The sequence below is a fragment of the Micromonospora sp. WMMD998 genome, assembly GCF_029581235.1.
Classification (GTDB): domain Bacteria; phylum Actinomycetota; class Actinomycetes; order Mycobacteriales; family Micromonosporaceae; genus Micromonospora.
In genome coordinates this window covers 625,001-641,032 of record NZ_CP120740.1, presented here as the reverse complement: position 1 = coordinate 641,032, position 16,032 = coordinate 625,001, and the positions used below count along the sequence as shown (strand labels likewise).

Below are 16,032 nucleotides of genomic sequence, written 5' to 3'. Positions count from 1 at the left end.
GGTGGTGGGTGAGTAAGAGGGCCGGGTTAGAGCTGTGCCTCCGGCGGGGGCCAGACGACTCCGAGATGGAGTTGCCGAAAGTTCCGGTAGGAGAGTGGTTGAGGTGGGATGCCATCCCGCCAGCCACCGACCCAGGCAAGCCGAGCAGACCAGGGTCAGGGCGACAAGGTCGTACGTCCGGTAGGGCGCTCCACCTTGTCGCCCTGACCCTGGCCCGCTCCACGGTGTGTGGGTCGGCGGCAGACGGGATGGCTGAATCAGCTCACTGATGGGCCCTGCTGTGCCTCACCGTCTAGACCCTGGTCTTCCGCATCATCTAGATCGAAGAAGTCATCGACTGAAATCTGCTCCATCCGGGGCATCGCGGCCAGGCGGGTACTAATTTCGTTTGCTTGGCCAATCTCAGCGAGTATCTCGGCATTGTAGAGCCAATTCATGCTTCCATCGCGTTCAAGTTCGCCCTCAACGGCGAGTACTAGATCCTCGTCATGAGCACGCACAGCGCGGTGGTAGTCCTCCATATCGCGAAGGCGCACCCGCACCTTGCGGGGTAGGCCAGACAAGGTTTCGATACCGAATAAGCCTGGCCCGCCCATTTGTTTTTTGGTCAAGAGGTGAACGCGCCCGACAAGAGTTCGGCGTCGCGTTACCTCCTCGGCGTCTCCACTGAGGAAAGTCGCAGCCCTCTGAAGGATCGGTGCATCAGATCCCGAAAATTCAAATGATGTTATGAACGGGGCTTCAAGGAGGTCAACCGACTCTTCCCAGGAAATTTGGATGTCTCCGCCATCGGAGTCCCGAGCAAGCTCATACAGTGCGGCGGAGAGTTCAAAAGAGATTCCACTTCGTATGCCGAATTCAAACCCGCTTAGCGAGGCTGTTCTCCGGTAATGATCGAGCGCTTCCGCTGTCGCTCCTAGGGCGCCTGCGACGGCTGAGGTGACCTCGCGGCCTCGCGCAACTCGTCCTCCGTAAGCTCCTGCCCCTGGCGGGGTGGTGCTGAAGACGGGTATAGAGGCATCCGTGGGTGCGTAGGCTGTAACGATATAGCTACCAGCAGCGGTTTGCCCCATCATTACCGTATCTAGGAAGCGGCCTGAGAACTGGCCTAGGCGATTGCTGTACCTGCGCATCTTTTGAACATAGGTCTTTGCGCCTGCCGCGAGGGTAGCTCTCGCGGACTTGATTAAGTCTTCTCCAAGCTTCCATGGAATGAGGCCCGCAGGGGCAGATGTTTCTTTGCGGAACTGGAATTGGTCCGCTGGGTCGGCGATTATACGAGGCTCGATCAGGCGCTGCCATAGTTCCTGAGTTGCAGATGAGCTAACTTCAAGTACAGCCGCTGAGAGCAATTCCGCAAACTCAGGCGCTTCCCTGTCAAGGGGAATTACGAGCGACCCGCGCAAGCCTGTTTCATCTGCAAGATTAGGCGGAGCTAGGCGGTTGTAAAGACCTTGACGTCCTCCAACTAGGCGCCATCCCAGCTCTTCGAGCAGCACTGTGAGGCGGTTTGGATCGATTCGGTCAGGAGGGGGGAGAGTGTCAGGGTTAATCACAACGCCTCCCCTCGCTCTAATCTATCCATCATAGCGGTCAGGGATCTTGCATCAAAGATGTTGGCGGTCGGGACCCGGACGGTTGGGGACTTCACGCCTGGGGCAGCTTCCTGGCCTTCGAGGTTCGCCCAGTAGCAACAGTGCTCGACGCGTAACGAGTCGTGGTCGGAGGTTGTCCAGCTTGCTTGCCGGGGCGGTGTCGCCATGACGAGGAGGATCGCCTTCATGCGTCGCGGCCGGGCAAGGACCTCGAACGAACGCCGGTCCTTGAACTGGTAGCTGAACCACCCTTTTGCTGGATCTGGTCTGACAGTGGTGGTGTTCTTCAGCTGCACTGCGACCATGGTTTCCTCGCCCGCGCCGATACTGACAGGAGGACGGACCAGCCAGCCGTCGAAGCCGTAGACGTCCCGTTTGACGGACTCCACGATGCAACCGGCCGTGGCTGCGACCGTCGCGACAAATCCCTCTTGAAGTTGCTCAAGCAGTGCGGTGTAGGTGCGGGCATCAACCGGTTCGATGCGGCTCTGCCGAGTCCGGACCGTGACCTGCTCGCGAGCTGAGGTAATCGCGTCTGCGACGACGCGCGGCCCTGGTATCCCCGGCTCTTGCAAGGCTTCGATCACCCACCGTCGACTCAGACGCTAGCTAGCTTCCGCTCCACAGTAAGCGATGCTGTGCTCAGTCCATAGCCGTCAGTGAGCAGGCATCGTCGTGTCGTCTGGGGGAGGTGCCGGCGCTGCCCGGTTGATGGGTGCCGGCGCTGAGGTATATCGGTAGATATCTACACGGAATCGCCCTTGGCTCTCGCCGACGAACCCAGCCCTCGCTTGCGGTGGTGTCGGTCGTCGGACAGTTGCTAGGCGATTGATGACGCCGTCACGAGCGCCCTGAGCTGCTCAACCGTCAGCCAAGGGCTGCCGCGGTGCGCCATCCGATGGCAGTTCGAGCAGATCAGGGCAAGGTCGCTGAGTCGGGTATCGGTCTCGCTGGAGACGTGCAGTGGGGTCCGGTGGTGGCACTCGATGTAGTCACGTCCCCTGTCGCCGTAGACACGTTGGAAGTCGAATCCGCACACCTCGCAAGCGATGGCGACACCTCGCCGCTTCGCCTCGGCCAGTTTCCGACGACGGAGCTTGGGGCTGCGCTCTCGGCGAAGGTGCTCCCGCAAGGTGACGCCGCCTTCGCGCATCGAGATCTCGTCGACGTCGGGATCGTCGATCACAGGCTCTACGCCGAGGCCCTCATGGAGCAGCTCGCGGATGCGGTCAGCTAGCGCCCGCATCTCAGCTGGGTGAGCTTGGAACTCCTGGCGTACCAGCTTGTCCAGTCGGTTGCCGTTGCTGCGTTCGGTGACGATGTTGTAGGTCTTGAGAGCGACGCCGGCAGGGTTGCGGAAGTCTGGATTGCGGCGGCCGCGGTGGATGGCGCGGCTCTGGAGCAGGTCAGAGAGGGAGCGCACCCGTTCGTCGTTGGCGTCGAGTTGGTGCCAGCCGTTGGACTGGACGAGGTCGCAAGCGAGGATGATTTCGTCTCGCGTCCAGTCCGGGTTCGGCAGGAAAGCAACCGTGAAAGCGAGTCGTTCCAGCCGTTGGGCGACGGTCTTGTCGCCGCCGCTGAAGTTCGAGGGGCCCCATGCTGTTCCTGTGCTGACGCCGTGCGCATAGCCGACGATCGGTTTCGAGTCGTAAAGGTTGCCCTGGTGTTCGAGGTAGTAGGCCCGTGACCGGCCAAAGCCGGTGGACTTGAGGAAGGCGGCACGGCCGAGCCTGTCGAACTCTTGTACCGCGGCGAGTACACCGTCACGGGTTACATCGGCGAGCGTCACGGGCTGAGGCTAAGACGTCAGTGCGACAGGAGCACCTCGCGCGAGGAGTGGCTAGGGCTCCGGCGCCGTTCCCAGCGGCAGCGGTACAGCAGTGGAGTACAGCAACGCATCAGCCTGTAGTAGCCGGAGCCCGCCCGCCGTCGGCGGTGTGACAACGCAGGCGGACGCATGAGACCGGGTCGCCCGGAGCTACGGATCAGAAGGTTAGGGGTTCGAGTCCCTTCGGGCGCACAAACGATCAAGGTCGTGACCTGCAGCAATGAGGGTCACGGCCTTCTTCTTTCCCGGCCTTCTGGTCGTCGGTCCCCCGTATGGCGGGACGTCGGTGCTTCATTGGTGCTCGTCTGTTTCGGTGGCAGTTCGTGCTGGCCTACCTCGCGAAGATAGAGCATGGGTGCCCCGGCGCCGGGTACCCGCCGGGCATGGGTAGCCACAAGCGCAACAAGCATGACAGCGGCGGCGAGTCGGCGCGGGGCAGCCGGCACCCGGGCAGCGGAGCGCGGGGCCGGCAGGGGGCCACCGTGGAGCACTCGCCGGACCAGCGACACGAGCGCACCGCGACCGGTTCTGCGGGTACCGAGCGCGACCATGGCCGGTCGAAGGCGGCCCGAGAGGGCAGGGCCAACCGCCAGGGTACGGCCTGACCCGCGGTGAGCCTCTCTCTGCGCGCTCATCGGTGGGGACCACCGGCAGCCTCCGGCGGATGTACGCCGCGAGCGGCAAGTGCCCCCGGAATTCTCATCGGCGCTCCATGGCGGGCTGGCGGCCGGTGGGAGCGTTGCTGGTACAGCGTCGAGCCGGTGGTCGTAGCGACCGTTGGCTGCTCGCGCCGCTGTACCGCGCATCCCGACGCCCAGCTGTTGCCGCGCAACAGTTCCGAGTTGCTACTCGCCGCCGTTCGCTTGATCTGGCTCGTGTTCGTGCTATCGGTCCGGTGGCGAGGAGCCCGGTTATCGTCGGGGCGGGTGGGTAGCCACCGGCCGTGAACAGGTCAACCGACGACCTCGGCACCCGGTCGGACACCAGCCGTGCCATAGCGTTCAGCGACGCCGTCCTGGCCATCATCATCACGCTGCTGGTGGTGGATCTCCGGGTGCCGGACGTACCGCCCGGTCGCCTGCTGTTCGGGCTGCTGGAGCAGTGGCCGGGCTACGCCGCCTACCTTGCCTCATACGCCTACGTGGCCGTCGTCTGGCTGAACCACAAGGGCGCGTTCAACCGCATCAAGGAGAGCGATCGGGGCCTGCACTGGGTGAACCTCTTCGTCCTGTTCACCACCGCGCTGCTGCCGTTCCCGACCGCCGTCGTCTCGCACGCGTTTCAGGAGCACGACCAGCAGGACCAACGGGTGGCCGTCGCCTTCTACGCGCTGATCGGCGCGCTGCTGTGCGTGAGCTGGCTGACGTTCTTCCACTATCTGGCCCGGCGCAAAGATCTACTCAGGGAAGGGGTCAGTGAAGGGCACTTCCCCGCCGAGCGGGTGCGGGCACTCGTCGGGGTCATCCTCTACGTCGCCGCAGGGCTCATCGGTTACCTGGTCGTACCGCTCGCCGGCCTGGCGATCTTCGTCGTGCTGCCGGTGTTCTACGCCGTCACCAGCGCCGGTCTGAACCAGGCACCTCTCATCCGCCGGATCGTGCGTCGCCCCCCGGCATCGGGGAGCTGACGGTCAGACGACCGGCTCCGAGCCGTCGTCGGGATCGCCCTCCGCCACCACCGGGCTGCGGGCCGTCGAAGCGCCGTTTCACCCCGGCGGGTGCGGGTAACCGCCGTAATCCGTCCGAGAGGGGTTCCCAGGTGAACTACACCGAGTTCATCCAGTCCGTGGCAGGACGACCGAAGGTTCCACCGGGTCAGGCGGAATCGATCACCCGCGCCACGCTTGAGACCTTGGCAGAAAGGATCACCGGGGGTCAGGCGAGGGACCTCGCCTTCCAACTCCCTCAGGAACTACGAGGGCTGGTGGCCAGGCCTACCGAAGATCCGGAACGGTTCGGGCTGGCCGAGTTCTTCGAACGGGTGCAGTCACGGGCCGGGGTGGATCGCCAGGTGGCCACCGACGGAGCACGGGCGGTGCTGGACACCCTTCGTGAGTCGGTCAGAGCGAAGGAGTACGGGGACGTAGTCGAGCAGTTGCCGCAGGAGTTCTGGCAGTTGACCGGGCCGAGTGCGGAGCGGCTCCAGACCCGTCGGGTTGGCACCTAGCAGTGGCGAGGGCGCCTGCGGACCCCGCCAGAGGCTTGGGCGGTAGGGGGGTCCCGATGCGCCGTCACCGGTCGCTGAGATCGGCGGTGAGGGATGGGCGGCGCTACAACATCTCCAGCGGTTGCGGGCCGGTCGGCGGCGGGAACGCGGTGTCGAGTGCCGCCACGTCCTCCTCGCTCAGTTGCAGGTCGCGCGCTTCCGCGTTCTCCCTGGTGTGTTCGGGGTTGGACGACCGGGGGATGGCCGCAATCCTGTCCTGCCGCAACAGCCAGGCCAGCGCCACCTGAGCGGGCGTGACCTCGTGCCGGGCGGCGGTCTCAGCGACTTGGGGGTGGCCGAGCAGCCGGCCCTGCTCGATCGGCGAGTACGCCATCACCGGGATTCCGTGCTCGCGTAGCCACGGCAGCAGGTCGTACTCGGGACCGCGGCGGGTGAGGTTGTACAGGATCTGGTTGGTCGCGCAGGCGGTGCCGCCCGCCTCGAACAGGTCCGTCATGTCGGAAAGATCGAAGTTGCTCACGCCCCACTGCCCGATGTCGCCCGCGTCGACGAGTTCGGCGAACGCCTCGATCGTCTCCGCTAGCGGATGCGAGCCACGCCAGTGCAGCAGGTAGAGGTCGATGTGGTCGACGCCGAGTCGTCGCAGGCTGCGGCGGCAGGCCTGCACGGTACCCCGTCGGCTGGCGTTGGACGGGAGCACCTTGTCGACCAGAAAGACGTCGGAGCGTCGTCCGGTGATCGCCTCGCCGACGAGTTCCTCGGAGGCGCCGTCACCGTACATCTCCGCAGTGTCGATCATGGTCGTGCCCAGGTCGAGCCCGGTGCGCAGGGCGGCGATCTCGTCCTGCCGCCTCTCGGGGCGCTCGCCCAGGTACCAGGTTCCCTGGCCGAGCACGGGCATGGTCTGGCCGGACGGTAGCTCGATCGCTTCGGCAGCGAGGGTCATGTCGTGGCCTTTCCGGAGCTTCAGCACCAATGGGTTGCCTGCGTTACCCGCTGCGAGGGGCAGCACACCTGGTAGGGATCTTCTCCGGGCCGGCCATCGCCGTGCAGAGGGGTGGTGGTCGCTTGCGCGCCCTTGAGTGACGTTCGCTTGTCTGTTTGCCCGTGCCCGCACCGGGAAGGCAGCCGCGCTCGAGCGATGGGCCGCCTACGGGGCGGTGCCGCGAAGGGAAGGTCGCAGAGATGGCGCGGAGCCAGCAGCCACTGACCGGCAAGCGAGTCGCTTGCCTCGCCGCCGACGGGGTGGAGGATGTGGAGTACACCCAGTCCCGGGCCGCCGCGGAGCAGGCGGGGGCCGAGGTCCACCTGATCTCGTTGGAGTCCGGTGAGATCCAGTCGATGAACCAGGACATCAATCCAGCCAACCGCTATCGGGTGGACCGGACGGTGGACCAGGCCGATCCGGCCGACTACGACGCCCTGTTGCTGCCGGGCGGGACGGTCAACCCCGACCGGCTCCGAATGAACCCACAGGCGATGAACTTCGTCCGGGCGTTCTTCGAGCAACAGAAGCCGGTGGCAGCGATCTGCCACGGACCCTGGTCGTTGGTCGAGACTGGAGTCGTCAACGGCCGGACCGTCACCTCGTTCCCCAGCCTGCGCACCGACATCGTCAACGCCGGCGGAACCTGGGTCGACCAGCAGGTACAGGTCGACAACGGACTGGTCACCAGCCGCAACCCCAGCGACCTTCCGGCCTTCTGCGCCAAGATGGTCGAGGAGTTCGCCCAGGGCGAAGACGTTCGCCAAATGGCGACGGCGTGACCCGGTGGGGCTCAGGGTCGAGGAAGCTGGGCCGGGCCTGAGCCCTGCGGCGGCCGTCTCGCCGGCCGCAGGGCCACGGTGCGGGCACCGGGACAGGGAGACCCATCCACCCGAGCATCGGTGAGCGGGTTGGGGTGGTTTGAAAGGGGTATTCCCGGCCCCTACGGGTCGCGCCCCGCGTCGTGAAGCGGAGGGTGCGACCGGATACGGAGGCTACCCGTGACTCGACTAGCGGCCCGAGAGCCGGTGAAGGCCAGGCAGGACGAGGTGCAGCGGCGGGGGCGCGGGCTGGGCTGGATGAGCCTCGGTCTGGGCGTGACACAGCTGGCGGCACCGGACACGGTGCGCCGGATCAGCGGCGTGGACGACTTCGCGACGTCCCGGGCGGTGGTGCAGTTGGTCGGGGCGCGGGAGCTGGTACACGCGGCCGGGCTCCTGACGAGCCGGCGAAAGGGCATCTGGGCGTGGACCCGGGTCTTGGGCGACGCGATGGACCTGGCCGCGCTCGGGATTGCCATCGCCCACCGCAGCGGACGCCGCCGGCGACGCCTCGTCGGTGTCACGGGCGCCATCATCGGAATCACGGTGGTCGACCTGCTGACGGCCGCGCAGGCAACCCGGTCGAAGGAAGTCGGTTCGGCGCGGGCGGCACGTGGCGCGCGCAGAGGAGGATTCATGGAGCTGACAGCTACCACGACCATCCGCAAACCCCCATCGCAGGTCTACGCGTTCTGGCGCGACCTCGACAACCTTCCGACGTTCATGGCGCACCTGAAGGAGATCCGCACCACCGGCGACCGTACGAGCCGTTGGTCCGCCGGCGCTCCGTTCGGCAGGCACGTCGAGTGGGACGCGGAGATCGTCGACGAGGTGACCGGCGAGAGGATCGCGTGGCGGTCGACCGGCGACGCCGACGTGCCGAACTCCGGCACCGTCCAATTCGTGCCCGCCCCGGACGGTGTCAGCACCGAGGTGCACGTCGTCATGTCGTACGACATCCCGGGCGGCGCGGTCGGCAAGGCGGTGGCCAAGTACTTCGGTGAGGAGCCACACCAGCAGCTCGACGACGATCTGCGCCGACTCAAGCAGGTGCTGGAGACCGGCCAGGTGGTGCGATCCGAGGGTGCCCCGTGGGGCAAACGGGCCCGTAAGGAGTTCCCGCAGCGTCCGGCGCAACCGCTGTCGGATTCCGAGTTCGCGAAGGGAGCGGACGCGTGAGGGCGAACACCTGGGCGGGCCGCAACAAGGTCAAGGTCCGTGACGTACCGGACCCGAAGATCCTGAACGACCGCGACGCGATCGTGAAGATCACCTCCACCGCGATCTGTGGCTCGGACCTGCATCTGGTCGATGGGTACGTGCCCACGATGCAGGACGGTGACGTCATGGGTCACGAGTTCATGGGCGAGGTGATCGAGGTCGGATCGGGAGTACCGGCCGACAAGCTACGGGTCGGAGACCGCGTTGTCGTGCCGTTCCCGATCGCCTGCGGCGCGTGCGGCGCCTGCGCCGCCGAGCTCTACTCCTGCTGCGAAAACTCCAACCCCAACGCCGGGATCGCGGAGAAGATGTTCGGCCACCCGGTCGCCGGGATCTTCGGCTATTCGCATCTGACCGGCGGCTTCGCCGGTGGTCAGGCACAGTACGCCCGGGTGCCGTTCGCCGACGTCGGTCCGCTCAAGATCGAGCCCGAGCTGACCGACGAACAGGTGCTTTTCCTCTCGGACATCCTGCCGACCGGTTACATGGGTGCCGAGTTGTGTGACATCCAGTCCACCGACGTGGTGGCGGTGTGGGGTGCCGGCCCGGTCGGCCAGTTCGCCATGGACAGCGCCCGGGTGCTCGGCGCCGCGAAGGTCATCGCCATCGACAAGGAGCCGTACCGGCTGCAGATGGCGGAACGGGCCGGCCACACGACGATCAATTTCGAGGAGGTGGACGTGCGGTCCCGGCTGCTGGAGTTGACCGGCGGGCGGGGACCGGACAAGTGCATCGACGCGGTCGGCATGGAAGCCAGCCACGGTGCCGCGCACATCCACGCCTACGACCGGGTCAAGCAGGCGGTCCGCTCCGAGACCGATCGCCCGCACGCGCTGCGCCAGGCGATCACGTCATGCCGCAGCGGTGGCATCGTGTCGGTGATCGGCGTGTACGGCGGCTTCCTCGACAAGTTCCCCGCCGGCGCCTGGATGAACCGGGCGCTGACCCTGCGTACCGGTCAATGCCACGTGCAGCGCTACATGAAGCCGCTGCTGCGGCGCATCGAACGTGGCGAGATCGATCCGACCCGGGTCATCACCCACACCCTGCCGCTCGACGAGGCGGAACGCGGCTTCGAGATCTTCAAGAACAAGCAGGACAACTGCGAGAAGGTCGTCCTCAAACCTTGACCATCGGCGACGACCGCCGTGCCGTTGGACTACTAACGGGGTTGCGGACCACGCGGCCTCCATCACCGCAGGGTCGGCGAAGGCTCTGCGGACTGTTGCCAGTCCTCCGCGGTGACCGTCCGGTCGCCAACGGGGCTGATGTTCTCCTCGAACGCGGCCTTGATCGTCCGCCATGAGGACGCCCGGTGCTCGTCTGATGCTCCGCTGTTTCGGTGGGGACGTTTACCGTTCCATGTCACAACTCTCAGTAACACCCCGCTGGCCGACCCGGGCTGGCCGGCTCCGGTACCGCGCCCGGTGGGCCCACCGGAAGCTCGCCGGCCGACTGCCGGTGCGCTCTCCGCACAATCGCTCACCGGGTGGCCGAGCCCGGAAACAGCCGACAGCGAACCTCCGGCCCACCGCACTATTGGACCGGAAAGTCCTCCGACCTCACATTGGCCGTGTCATTTCGGTTAACCACAATTGACATCCGTGTGAAGTCCACGGTGGGCAACGTCACCGCCCGTGACGAAGCGCAGGATCCGCCCCACTCGGCGGATCGACGATCCGCCACTGCTCGCCAACGACCTTGTTTACATTGAGCCATATCATTTGCTAGTGTCCCCGATACGAAAAGCCACAAGCCATGCGGGCAGGCATTCTTTAGCCGCACGTCACCCCGACCTGATATCGATCACCCAGTGGCCCGAAAGTGGAGGTCGGCTGTGCGTACGCTGCTGCTCTTCGACGGCCTTGGCGGCACCAACGACAATCTCCTACCGGCACTCCGCGGTCTTTTCGCCACTCCCGAAAATGCGGCTTACTGCCAGGTCGTGAGGGAAACCCTCGACCAGGTGGCGGCCTATCTCGACCCGCCGGCACCGGCACGGAGCGGGCCGGCGGATCTTCCGCTGCGGCAATGGCTGGGCCCGGCGACCGGCGCCTCGGACGAGGTCCTGCACAACTCGGTTTCCGCCGGGCTCTGCGTGCACATCCTCCAGGTCTGCCACCTGCAACCGGCTCGGCGCCGCGCGGAGGGCGTCGTCGGGTCGTTGGGCCACAGCATCGGTCTGCTGGCCGCCATGATCGCCGGGATGCGACTGCGGCGGATGGACGAGTTCCTGGACGTGGCCGCCGTGTGCCTGCGGTTGTTAGCGCTAACCCTGGTCCGGGGACACCAGCTCACCACCGCCGCCACACCCGACGCCGACGCCGTCGACCGCTATCTGGCCAACGCCCGTCGGGGTGCCCCACCTGGCCCGATGGCCTCCCTCTCCGGCCTGCCCCGGGACGATCTGCGAGGCATCGTCGCGGCGTTCAACACCGGCGGGGGGTCCCTTTCGGTGAGCCTGGCCAACTCACCGGACACCTACGTGCTCAGCGGCGCGGCGGGGGAGTTGCTCGACCTCTACTTCGACCACGAGGCGCTGTTCGAGCGGACCGGCGTGAGCTGGGCGTTTCTGACCACCACCATCCCGTTCCACAGCGCGCACCTCGCGCCGGCGGCGGAGCGGGTCGGCGGCGACCTGCACTTCATCGGCGACCTGCCGGGCGGCGACAGACTGCGGCTGCCGGTGTACGCCACCGACGGCCCACGCAATCTCCAGGGGTCGTCGGATCTGGTGGAGGAGTTCCTCAACCAGGTACTGCTCCGCCCCATCGAATGGGAACTCGTGACCCGACACGCAATCGACGACGCGGCCGTCGACCACATCGTGGACTGCGGGCCGGGGCCGGCCGCACGGCGGTTTACCAGGGAGTGCCTGCGGGGCAGCGCACGACGTCTGGTGTTCGAGCCGATTCAACAGTTTTCCGCTGCCCAGGCGACAGGAGGCCAGCATGCAGTGTCTGCTCTTTCCCGGCCAGGGCGTGCAGCGCAAAGGAATGGGCGCTGACCTCTTCGTCCAGTTTCCGGAGGTGACCGCGCTGGCGGACGGGATTCTGGGTTACTCCATCGAGGAGCTGTGCACCCGGGATCCGCACCGAAGGCTGCGGGACACCCAATTCGCCCAGCCCGCCGTTTTTGTGGTCAACGCATTGTTGGGAATGCAGCGGGCCAACGAACAGCCGGACGCCTACCGGTTCTTCGCCGGACACAGTCTGGGCGAGTACAACGCACTGGTCGCGGCGGGCGTACTCGATTTCGGTACCGCGCTGCGGCTGGTACGACGCCGAGGGGAGCTGATGGCCGGTGTCACAGGCGGAGCCATGTCGGCGGTGCAGGGGGTGCCGGCCGCCTTCGTCCAGCGCGTCCTGCGGGAAACCGGTCTGTCCAGCGTCCACGTGGCGAACCTGAACGCCGACACGCAGACCGCGATAGCCGGCGACCGGGTCGAGGTCGCCGTCGCGGCCAAGGCGATCGGCGCCCTGCCCGGCGCCCGAGTCGTTCCGCTCAACGTCAGCGGGCCGTTCCACACCCCCCTGATGGCGCCGGTCGAGCCCGCACTGCGCGAACTGCTGCGAGCCTGCGAGTTCGCCGACGGCCACGGCACCGTGGTGTCCAGCGTTACCGGTGCGGTCTTCCGCCCCGACGAGGGCGCCGAGCTGCTGGCCCGCCAGGTGTCCGCGCCGGTGCAGTGGGTGCGCGCGGTCACCACGTTGCGGACGGCGGGAGTGACCCGGTTCGACGAGGTCCACGGCAGCACCCTGACCGCGCTGGTGAGCAGGATCCACTGAAGGGACAACGGAGCATGAGCATCGCGATCGTCGGCACCTCGGTGGAGCTGCCCGGGGTGAACGGCCTGGACGACCTCTGGCGGGTGATCAGTACGGGCACCAGCCTCACCCGGCCGTTCCCGCCGCACCGCCGGGACACCCTGGCCGAGTACATCCACTACCTACGGGCCACCACCGTCGAGCCGGTGGAGGATGATGACCTGGACTTCCACAACGGCTGCTTCCTCGACACCGTCGACACGTTCGACTACACCGTGTTCGGGATGACCCCCCGGCAGGCCACGCTGACCGATCCGCACCACCGCATGGCGCTGCGCGCCATGTTCCTCGCCCTGGAGGACGCCGGATACTCTGCCGACCGGCTCCGTGGCAGCCGGACCGGGGTCTTCGTCGGCTTCGCGACCAACCCGGGCGCGACCTACATGGACTACCTCTCCCGGATCGAGCCCTCGGCCAGCCAGCAGGCGATCACCGGCAACATCCCGGCCATGCTCGCCAACCGCCTCTCTCACCTGCTCGACCTGCGGGGGCCGAGCATCGTCGTCGACACCGCCTGCTCGGCCACCCTGGTCGCGGTGCACCAGGCCAAGAACGCCCTGCTGGCGGGAGACTGCGAGATGGCGGTGGTGGGCGGCGCCCGGATCGTCTTCGCGCCAGTCAAGCATCCCCACTCGGCGATCGGCATCGAATCGTCCGACGGTGTCACCCGGACGTTCGACGAGGCCGCCGACGGCACCGGCTTCGGTGAGGGCTCCGGCGCCGTCGTGCTCAAACGGACCGAGCAGGCCATCGCCGACGGTGACCAGATCTACGCGATCCTGAAGGGCAGCGCGGTCAACCACGACGGCCACACCGACGGCATCACCAGCCCCAACTCCCAGGCGCAGGCAGACCTGCTGCTCGCGGCGTGGCAGAACGCCGGCATCGACCCACGCACGCTCGGCTACTTCGAGGCCCACGGCACGGCCACCCGGGTGGGCGACCCGATCGAGCACGAGGGCATGAAGATGGCCTTCGCCCAGCACACGGCGGAGCGGAACTTCTGCGCGGTGGGCACGGTCAAGGCGAACGTGGGCCATCTGTTCGAGGGCTCCGGGGTGATCGGCCTGCTCAAGGCGGTGGCCGTACTGCGGCATCGGATGCTCCCGCCACAGGCCAACTTCGTCACGCCCAACCCCAAACTCGACTTCGCCTCCGGACCGCTCTTCGTCCCCACCGAACTGGTCCCGTGGGAGTCGCCGGAGGGACCGCGTCGCTGCGGGGTGAGCGCGTTCGGCCTGGGCGGCACGAACGCCCACGTCGTGGTCGAGGAGTACGTCGCGGAGCCCCGCCCGCTCTCCGCCGCCGGTGAGCACCTGTTCACGCTGAGCGCGGCCACGCCCCGCTCACTGACCGGGCTGGTCCGCAGCTATCTGGCGTTCATCGACGGCGGCGGGCTGGACGACCTCGACATCGCCGACGTCTGCTACACCACCCAGGTCTCGCGTTCGGCACACCGCTATCGGATCGCCCTGCTGGTGACCGGCCCCGACGATCTCCGCCGAGGGCTGGAAGGGGTCCTCGCCGACATCCCGCAACCCGTCGTCGGCCGGCTCGCCGAGGCGGCGACCGAATACCTGCGGGGCGCGCCGGTCGACTGGCGGGCACTCGCCGCCGGCCAGGCGCGTCGGGTCGTCCGGCTGCCCCGCTACGTCTTCGACGAGAGCACCGCCTGGCTGAGCTTCCCGGACGACTGGCGGCAGACGTTGTCACTGGAGCGCGCCACCGAGCACCATCCGGTGACGCACGACGTCGAACTCCGGCCCACGCCGGCACCGACACCGGAGGCGACCCCGGCGGGAACCGTACTGGCGCTTGTCGATCCGGCGACCGAGGCCGGCGGGTTGCTGGCCGCCGCCCTGCCCGCGGCGAGCCGGATCGTCCGCCTCGGTGAGCCGGTCGAACCGGGCGAAGAGGCGTTCACCGCCGACAGCGTGGCGTCGATCGAACGCATCGTGCGGCTCGTCGACGAACACGACGTCACCCACCTCGTCTACGCCCTGGCGTTCGAGGAACTCCCGGCGACCGACATCGAGGAGGTCGAACGTCGGTCCACCAAGAACCTGTACGGCCTGTTCCACCTGACCAAGGCGTTGATGGCTGCCGGCGCGAAGCTCGACCTGGTGGTACTGACCCGGACCGCGGTCAGCGCCCACCAGGGCGAGACGACGGCGGTCACCGAGAACGCCGCGCTTGTCGGCTTCGGCAAGGTGATCGCGCGGGAGTACCCGTACGTCAAGGTCAGGCACATCGACGTCGACCTGGCCGTGTCCCCGGCCGCGCTGCGCGCGGAGATCCTCGCCGACGAGCACGGCCTGTCGGTCCTCCGGGGCGAGCAGCGGCTGCGCGAGGTCTTCGTCGAGGTCCCCGAGATCGACCTCAGCGTCGAGGCCGAGGGGCCGCGGCCGTATCTCACGCCGGGTGGCACCTACCTGATCACCGGCGGTACCGGCGCGCTCGGCCTCGCCGTCGCCCGCGACTTCGCCGTCGCCCAGCACGACATCACGGTGATCCTGCTCAGCCGATCCGGACTGCCGCCCCGCGACCGGTGGGACGAGCTGACCGGGCCCGCTGCGGACGGGCCGCAGGCGGGCCGGATCCGGGTGGTGCGGGAGATGGAGGCACTGGGCGCCACGGTGGACGCGGTGGCGGCCGACGCGGGCGACAGCAAGGCACTGGCCGAGGCGGTCGCCCAGATCCGCCTTCGCCACGGCCGGATCGACGGCATCGTGCACGCCGCCGGTCTGCCCGGCGGAAGCACGGTCATGTTCCGCCACCTCGACGACTTCGACGCCGTCGTACGGGCGAAACTGCACGCCGCCTTCGTCCTCGACGAGGCGACCCGGGACGACCCGCCGGACTTCGTCGCGCACTTCTCCTCGGTCGCCTCGGTCTTTCCGGCCCCGGGTCAGGCCGACTACGCCGCCGCCAACTACTACCTGGACAACCTGGCCAGGTCCCGGGCCGGCGGGCGGTGCCACGTCATCGCGCTGGACTGGGTGGCCTGGAAGGAGATCGGCATGGCGGTCGACTTCGGCACCAACGGCGACACCATGTTCAAGGCCATCCCGACCGCGGTGGGCCTGGCCGTCCTCGACGCCGGCCTGCGCTCCCGCCGGTCCCGGCTGTTCGCCGGCGAACTCAACTACGGTGGCGAACTCATCCACCTGCTGCGTTCCTACGACGTCGGGCTCTCCGCCGACATCGAGGCGACGGTGGAACGGCACATGCACGCGCTGGAGGCCCGGCTGGCGAAGGCCACCGACAGGATCCAGACGACTGTCGCGGCGGTGTCGGTCGAACTCGACGGCCGCGCCGGTGGCGACTACTCCGACACCGAACGGTCGGTCGCGCAGTGTCTGGCACTCGCCTTCGGCTACGACCGGCTCGACGTGGAGGCGGACTTCTTCGACCTGGGCGGCGACTCGATCATGGCGACCACGGTGGCCAACAACATCGCGGTCTACCACGGTGTGTCGTACGACGTCGCGGACCTGCTCGCCGACCGCACCGTCGCCGAGATCGCGTACCACGTCGACGAACTGCGAGAGTTCGGCGCGAGCGGTAACTGAGCGACGACCGGATCGGG

Annotated in this window: 12 protein-coding genes; 8 read left to right on the top strand and 4 right to left on the bottom strand. The window is 67.3% G+C overall.

The window, feature by feature from the left end; all coding sequences use genetic code 11:
* Positions 1-257: 257 nt before the first annotated feature.
* The 3 genes from O7619_RS02900 to O7619_RS02890 form a co-directional block, all read right to left on the bottom strand.
* On the bottom strand, positions 258-1,499 hold the full coding sequence (locus tag O7619_RS02900) for a hypothetical protein (RefSeq protein WP_282285503.1): 1,242 nt from the start codon (positions 1,497-1,499) through the stop codon (positions 258-260).
* Between the two features lie 53 nt (positions 1,500-1,552).
* The gene (locus O7619_RS02895) at positions 1,553-2,182 is read right to left on the bottom strand and encodes a DUF4365 domain-containing protein (RefSeq protein ID WP_282285502.1); all 630 of its coding nucleotides are present in this window, start codon (positions 2,180-2,182) and stop codon (positions 1,553-1,555) included.
* Between the two features lie 233 nt (positions 2,183-2,415).
* Positions 2,416-3,384, bottom strand: coding sequence for an HNH endonuclease (locus tag O7619_RS02890; protein ID WP_282285501.1), 969 nt, complete (start codon positions 3,382-3,384; stop codon positions 2,416-2,418).
* A 982-nt stretch (positions 3,385-4,366) separates the two neighbouring features.
* Here O7619_RS02890 and O7619_RS02885 point away from each other — a divergent pair.
* Complete coding sequence (locus tag O7619_RS02885) at positions 4,367-5,050, top strand: TMEM175 family protein (RefSeq protein WP_282285499.1); 684 nt, start codon at positions 4,367-4,369, stop codon at positions 5,048-5,050.
* A gap of 131 nt (positions 5,051-5,181) precedes the next feature.
* Positions 5,182-5,589, top strand: a complete 408-nt coding sequence (locus O7619_RS02880; RefSeq protein WP_282285498.1) for a DUF2267 domain-containing protein — start codon at positions 5,182-5,184, stop codon at positions 5,587-5,589.
* Positions 5,590-5,692: 103 nt separating this feature from the next.
* Here the strand turns inward: O7619_RS02880 and O7619_RS02875 are convergent, their stop codons facing one another.
* Positions 5,693-6,562 carry an aldo/keto reductase gene (locus tag O7619_RS02875; RefSeq protein ID WP_282288653.1) on the bottom strand — a complete coding sequence of 290 codons (870 nt, stop codon included), beginning with the start codon at positions 6,560-6,562 and terminating at the stop codon, positions 5,693-5,695.
* A gap of 212 nt (positions 6,563-6,774) precedes the next feature.
* Here O7619_RS02875 and O7619_RS02870 point away from each other — a divergent pair, with 212 nt between their 5' ends.
* The 6 genes from O7619_RS02870 to O7619_RS02845 all read left to right on the top strand — a co-directional run bounded on the left by O7619_RS02870 (position 6,775) and on the right by O7619_RS02845 (position 16,015).
* Positions 6,775-7,356 carry a type 1 glutamine amidotransferase domain-containing protein gene (locus tag O7619_RS02870; protein ID WP_282285496.1) on the top strand — a complete coding sequence of 194 codons (582 nt, stop codon included), beginning with the start codon at positions 6,775-6,777 and terminating at the stop codon, positions 7,354-7,356.
* Between the two features lie 246 nt (positions 7,357-7,602).
* Entirely contained in the window at positions 7,603-8,574 is a 972-nt protein-coding gene (locus O7619_RS02865; protein WP_282285494.1) for an SRPBCC family protein, read from the top strand.
* A complete protein-coding gene (locus O7619_RS02860) occupies positions 8,571-9,746 on the top strand; it encodes a zinc-dependent alcohol dehydrogenase (protein WP_282285492.1) in 1,176 nt (391 codons plus the stop codon). The genes O7619_RS02865 and O7619_RS02860 overlap by 4 nt, the downstream gene beginning before the upstream one ends.
* Before the next feature lie 707 nt (positions 9,747-10,453).
* Positions 10,454-11,623 (top strand): hypothetical protein, encoded by a 1,170-nt coding sequence (locus O7619_RS02855; RefSeq protein WP_282285491.1) that lies wholly within the window; start codon positions 10,454-10,456, stop codon positions 11,621-11,623.
* Positions 11,613-12,404: an acyltransferase domain-containing protein gene (locus O7619_RS02850; RefSeq protein WP_282285490.1), complete on the top strand. Its 792-nt coding sequence runs from the start codon at positions 11,613-11,615 to the stop codon at positions 12,402-12,404. Before O7619_RS02855 ends, O7619_RS02850 begins: the two co-directional genes overlap by 11 nt.
* Positions 12,405-12,418: 14 nt before the next feature.
* A complete protein-coding gene (locus O7619_RS02845) occupies positions 12,419-16,015 on the top strand; it encodes a type I polyketide synthase (protein ID WP_282285489.1) in 3,597 nt (1,198 codons plus the stop codon).
* Positions 16,016-16,032: the final 17 nt, after the last annotated feature.

Bases quoted from the DNA above. Each gene is read 5' to 3' on its own strand.
- O7619_RS02845 (WP_282285489.1), top strand. From the start codon at position 12,419: ATGAGCATCGCGATCGTCGGCACCTCGGTGGAGCTGCCCGGGGTGAAC.
- O7619_RS02870 (WP_282285496.1), top strand. From the start codon at position 6,775: ATGGCGCGGAGCCAGCAGCCACTGACCGGCAAGCGAGTCGCTTGCCTC.
- O7619_RS02850 (WP_282285490.1), top strand. From the start codon at position 11,613: ATGGGCGCTGACCTCTTCGTCCAGTTTCCGGAGGTGACCGCGCTGGCG.